General features: G+C 47.7%; 3 protein-coding genes. 1 reads left to right on the forward strand and 2 read right to left on the reverse strand.

Going from position 1 to position 6,301, the window contains the following annotated elements:
- Positions 1 to 181 precede the first annotated feature (181 nt).
- A complete protein-coding gene (locus HQ41_RS02710; protein ID WP_052405250.1) occupies positions 182 to 1,132 on the forward strand; it encodes a glycosyltransferase family 32 protein in 951 nt (316 codons plus the stop codon).
- A 552-nt stretch (positions 1,133 to 1,684) separates the two neighbouring features.
- Here the strand turns inward: HQ41_RS02710 and HQ41_RS02715 are convergent.
- The gene (locus HQ41_RS02715) at positions 1,685 to 3,688 is read right to left on the reverse strand and encodes an alpha amylase C-terminal domain-containing protein (protein ID WP_044187574.1); all 2,004 of its coding nucleotides are present in this window, start codon (positions 3,686 to 3,688) and stop codon (positions 1,685 to 1,687) included.
- Positions 3,689 to 3,722: 34 nt separating this feature from the next.
- Entirely contained in the window at positions 3,723 to 5,999 is a 2,277-nt protein-coding gene (locus HQ41_RS02720) for a cation:proton antiporter (RefSeq protein ID WP_044187567.1), read from the reverse strand.
- Positions 6,000 to 6,301: the final 302 nt, after the last annotated feature.

Genomic DNA, 6,301 nt, shown 5'->3' on the forward strand with positions numbered 1-6,301 from the left:
AATCGAAGACCCAGAAAACGGCTAGGATACCTAACGCCAAGCCAAGTTTTAGGACTAACTTAGATCAACATTGTTGCGCTGGAAGGAGGAATGTGCATTCATGAAAAAGGGTTTTATTTTCATATCTTTGTTTGGAAATTCAGACTAGAAAATATTACTCACTATTACTCAAAAAGTTGTAATGTATTTAACTCAGAAAGCGAATTATTTGTTGGGTTTTTTATGGCAAAAACTTCTTCCGAAGTCTCCTAGTAGGTCATATTACGACTCTTTGCTACCTCCTCCCGATTTGAGTCGTGAAGGAGGAATACCACGTAAAATTCATCAAACATCCTATTCTAAGAAACTCCCCCAAGAGATACAGGATAATATTGCCTACCTCCAGGAATTAAACCCCGGTTGGAGCTACTCTTTCTATGATGACGCTGATATTGAAGCGTATCTGAAAAGGCATTACCCAGAGGAGATTCTAAACTATTTCAGGAAGATATCTCCAGGCTATGGAGCCGCAAAGGCGGACCTGTTTCGGTATTTGCTAATCTATCAAGAGGGCGGGGTTTATTTGGATATTAAGAGCACTCTAACTGAGCCTCTTGAAAACCATTTAAGATCAGATGATGAGCTGGTGTTATCTTACTGGGATAATCTTCCAGGTGGACAGCAGGAGGGACTTTGGATTAATCATAAGGAGTATCCCAACATCCCACGTGGAGAGTTGATGCAATGGATAATAATTAGCAAACCCAGGCATCCTATGATACGTGAAGTTATTATTCAAGTATTGAAGAACTTAGATTGCTACTGTCCTTTTACAGAAATAGGTGGTGAAGGGGAGGGGCAATGGGGAACTTTACGTACTACAGGACCTATAGCCTATACCCATTCGTTGGTTCACTCTATGCCTCTTTATGCTGGGCATTTTCGTATTGTCAATCTCTATCGAGACTGGGGTGTTTTATATTCAATCTATTCAGAACCAGGTGAGTTTGGTCATAAGAAGATTCTTAGAACAGATTATCGCCTATCGTACAATCCCATTGTAGCTCACCCCGTAAAATGGGTTCAGTGGTTGGCTACATCTTTTTTGAAAATGCTACAGGGTTACCAAAATATTCGGCTGAAGTTTCGTTGAAGATTTTGCTTGCAAGTTCGGTGGTTTAGGGTATTATCTTACATTCTGCAAGAGGTGATGTCTAGCAAAGATTTCTTAGTGAAAGTCAAAAGCTATTCAATCGGATGATAAGTAAAATACGGTGTTTGATTGAAAGTATCTTTGGCTGTATTCGTCGGTTGTTTTCTGGCGGACGATGCTGTTCTAGGGTTAGAGCGAACGCATACATAGAATATCCTTGAAGCTATGGTCTACAATTTCAAGCGTACGCCATGTCTTCTTGTACTTCAAGGAGCCAAGTAACCAGAGAAATGTATTTCTTCTAGAACGGGAGCGAAAGAGGGGTTAAGATCCAAGCCCGAGGATCTATCTAAATTCAGAAAAACAACGAAGAGAGTATGGGCTTCATGGATGGGCTTTGTGCAATGGCCTCCTTTACCTTGACCTTTTATTCGCAGACTGCCTCGTCAGTGGCATACAGAAATAGAGAACCCCACCAACGGAGTGCCAACTGACGAACTCCATTGGTGGGGTCTAGAGGTTGATAGAGGAGGTTGCTCCTCTCTAAGTATATTATTGTTTACGCCTAACCACAAGGGCAGAGCGAGCCGGTAAGTAGAGGCGGATTAGGCAGTTTTCGTCCTCTGTGGAGCCGTCGTAGATGGCCTGATGCTTAACTGTAGCATCGTTATTGCCAAAGCCTCCAAACTCTACCGCATCTGTGTCTAGCTCGATCTCGTAAGTGCCATGGGGTAGGCGGAACTCATAGTCCACATGCGACTGAGTAGGGGAGAAGTTGAAAATGAAGAATAGATCTCCACGGCTGAAGCAAAGTACCTGATCCTCTTCGTCAATCCAGTGCTCTACTAGAGGTTCATTAGCTAGGTTGGGCTGCTGGCTGATTAAGGAAATCATGGCCTTGTCGAAGCTCTCGAGATCGTGATAAAGTAGATCCTTGTTATCCGCTAGGCTCCACTGTCTGCGTGCGTAGTGGTAGGACCAGTTATTACCCTGTCTTGGAAAGTCGATCCACTCTGGGTGGCCAAACTCATTGCCCATGAAGTTGAGGTAACCACCGTTGAGTGTGCCTGCGGTAGCTAGGCGAATCATCTTGTGTAGGGCTACGGCACGATCCACTCCTAGGCTACGCTGCATACGCCCCATGTGCCAATACATCTCTGCGTCTGCAAGGCGGAAAATAAGAGTCTTATCCCCTACGAGTGCTTGGTCGTGGCTCTCCGCATAGCTGATCGTACGCTCGTCCTTGCGGCGGTTGGTCAGTTGGTGCCAAACCTCACCCGGGCTCCACTGCTCGTCTGTATAGTCGCGAGCGATGCGTGTCCAGAAGTCAGGGATATTCATGGCTAGACGATAATCGAAGCCAAAGCCTCCGTCTTCAAACGGAGCAGCCAAGCCGGGCATACCGCTTACCTCCTCGGCGATGGTAATAGCATCGGGGCGGATCTGATGAATGAGCCTATTGGCAATGGCTAGGTAAGCCATAGCGTCGGCGTCCTGATGACCATTGAAGTAGTCGGCGTAAGAAGTGAAGCTCTCTCCTAGACCATGGTTGTAGTACAGCATACTGGATACACCATCGAAGCGGAAGCCGTCGAAGTTGAACTCCTCGAGCCAGTACTTACAGTTCGATAGTAGGAAATGGATCACGCTATTGCGCCCGTAGTCGAAGCATAGCGAGTCCCATGCAGGGTGTTCGCCTCGTGGCCCTTCGTGGAAGAAAAGTGTACGAGATCCGTCGTAGCGTGCTAGCCCCTCTACTTCATTCTTGACGGCATGGCTATGTACAAGATCCATGATGACACGCAGTCCCAAACCATGTGCTGCATCAATGAGCGCCTTGAGCTCCTCTGGTGTGCCGAAGCGACTGCTAGGAGCGAAGAAGTTGGATACATGATAGCCAAATGAACCATAGTAGGGGTGCTCCTGAACTGCCATTAGCTGTATTGCATTGTAGCCCAGAGCTGCAATGCGTGGCAGTACATTTTCTCTAAACTCGTCGTAAGTGGCAACTTTGCCCTCCTCACTAGACATACCGACATGGCACTCATAGATCGTCAGAGGTTTGTCGTCAGCCGCAGGGCGTGTGTGTACAAAAGTATATTCTGCCTCGGGAGCCCAAACTTGAGCACTGAAGATCCCTGTCTGCTGATCCTGCACCACGCGCCTAGCCCAAGCTGGGATACGCTCTCCACTACCATAGCCCCAAATGACGAATAGGCGATAGTGATCTCCATGCTTGAGGGTACTGGCCGATAGCTTTAGCTCCCAATCTCCATAGTCATCTAAGCGATTGAGCCGATAGACCGGCATACATTGCCAGTCGTTGAAAGAACCTATGAGGTAGATCTCGGTGGCTCCCGGGAGGAATTCTCTTAGCACCCAACAGCCCTTGTCATCTCGGTGTAGTCCATAGTGCAGATGACCACTGGCAAAGTCCACCAAGCTGATATGCCCACCTTGTGTAAGGGAGCGTTCTCGAGCTAGGGTAAACTCGTTTCGCTTCTGAATTCGTTCTTCGTATGGCTTGAGCCAAGGATCTTGTTCTGTTAATCTCATCATAATTAAATTGAGATATATCGTTAGATTTATATTACTTATCTAGAGAGTACCCATTTTTTAGGCTCATAATGAGCGTAGATGGTAGGCAAGCAAGTGTTTCGGGGGCGTTGTCGTAGCTACGCATCCATTCTTCGTGGCTGACCACGAGCAGGTCGTAGCCCTCCATCAAGGCATCGGTGACGCAGAGATCGCTAGAAACGATGCGCTCACTCTGGTGTAGATTGCCCCAACTTGTCTGTTTGTTGGAGCTGTGTAGATCAAGATAAGCTTGATTATTCTCTGCTAGGGTGCGGGCGTATGCGAGCAAGCGCATATCTGCTTCGCTCTCTACGCAGAGGAGTATTCGCTTGGGCATTGAGTAATCTCTTCCCAATAGGATAGCTACCGAACAGGGTGCATGGTCTATGAAGTACTGCATCTTGTCACGCACGAGGTTGCGGATAGAGAGTAGTCGCTCGGTTGTAGCGACAGAGAGAGAACCAATGCGGTGACTAAGTTTATCCCGCATCGAGATAGCTGCACGGTCGTTGGCATCGTCCGAGAGTCGGATCCCAGCACCAACGATTAGTAAGTTAAACCGCTCCTGCTTGAGTTTGTCAATGATTGCCTCCTCTACACTGTCGGCTACCTGATAGTCTAGGGCAACCATTTGGTTGAGTTTCTCGGCTTCTTGGCTCAGAGGTAGGAAGTTGTCATGGAAATACTTGTCGGCATCAATGGTGTTAATGCTCTTGTTGGTCGTGATGTGCAGAGCCGTAACGTGCGGATGCTTATCGCCTCGACGCAGGAGCTGATCTGTTAGGCGCAGCAGAGTCGCTCCCGACTGTGGGCGCCCGAAGGAGAGCAGTGCACTGTACTGATCAGGGTGTTTGACGTGTGGCTTTTTGCCTCGATGCTTGCGCCATTCATATACCTTATTGATCAGGTGAACCATCGGCATCGTCATTACCGTCGTGATTACCGTCATCAACACCAAAACGACATATATAGAGGGAGGGAGGATCCCCATCTCGTACCCAATGGCGAGTACAACCAGCTCCATGAGCCCACGAGTATTCATAAAGGCTCCGAGGTATAGACTTTCTCTGGGTTTCTCTCCGCAAGCACGAGCCGAAACATAGGTCCCAAGCACTTTGCCTACTACCGCAATTGCCGTGAATACGGCTAGCATCACCCACATCTCTGGGCTATCAATCAGACCCAGCTCTGTCTGTAGTCCGCTCGAAACGAAGAAGAGAGGTAGGAAGAGTAGTAGAGAAACGTCTTCCACCTTGTCCGTAATGATCTTACGAAACGATAGATCTTCTGGCATCACAAGCCCAAGAATAAATGCTCCAAAGAGAGCATGCATGCTCAAGAGCTCCGTCACATAGGACGACAGGAGCAGAAGGATAAAGATTACCCCCACTAGCGTATGTCCGATAACTTCAGTATTGTCGTACACCTTGCCTGCTATTCGGAAGAGTGGACGAATAACCCCGAACATAATCAGCACATAGAGAATGAGGAATGCCAGATTGTAGACAGTGCTAAGCATACTCCCGCTCTGGCTGATAGCGATAATCGCTGCCAGCATTAGCCAAGCTGTGATATCACTAGCGGCTGCAGTGGAGAGAGAGAGCTTGCCGAGAGGTTTGCGTAGTAGGTTGTTCTCCTGTATAATGCGAGCTAGCACGGGGAAAGCCGTGATGCTCATTGCGATGCCAACGAAGAGAGCAAAGGGTAAGAAGGAGGTGTATTCGGCTGCGTATTTCGGGTAGATATATAGACTTAGAGGAAAGGATAGAGCAAAGGGTAGGAATATCCCAGCATGGCTGATGATGAGGCTAGAGCGGAGTCGCTCCTTGATGTCCGATAGGCGTAGCTCCATGCCCACAGCGAACATAAAGAGGATTAACCCAAAATTGCTCAACAACTGTATATTGGAGATGCTACTAGAGGGGAAGATATAGTTGAATAGCTCAGGAGAAACCTTGCCTAGAAGTGATGGGCCGAGCAGGATACCTGCGACAATCTCTCCGATTACTGCAGGTTGATGAATCTTGCGAAAGAGCCAGCCCATGCCTCTTGCCGCTATAAGTATGACCAAAATCTGCATCAGAAGTAGGCCAATGGTCGAGCTCATGTGGTGCTGAACGCTCTCACTGAAGACGGTAAACGCCTCTGGCAGTGTGCTTGGTGCTGTGCTCGTTGCCTGACTGGGGCTTAGACTTGCCCCATACGTTAGGGTAAGCCAAGTGGCTCCGACGAAAAGAATTAGGAGTATAATGTAGAAAACTATGGACGCTATACCTCTATGTTTGGTCATCTATTGCAATAATCTATCTTAAGTAATTTAGGCTATAAAGGTAATAAAATCCATAAAATAAGAACTATCCCGAGTAAATGACCTTGGCCTGTTTGTGCATCTGTAGGCGCTTTATGTACTTGTTAGTCAGGTCAATCTGCCCACTCTCAGATCAACCAAGCCTTACTCTCTGCCTGATAGCCCTCGACGATCGCAGTAGCTCGTAGGAGACTATTGCGCAATGCGCCGCTCAAAGTTTCTTGTATCTTTCTCGGTGTTTTTTGCGTGTTTGAGCGGCTTGGGGAGCCTTGAATACTATCCCC

Origin of the sequence: Porphyromonas sp. COT-290 OH860, from assembly GCF_000768935.1 — a bacterium.
Taxonomy (GTDB): Bacteria; Bacteroidota; Bacteroidia; order Bacteroidales; family Porphyromonadaceae; genus Porphyromonas.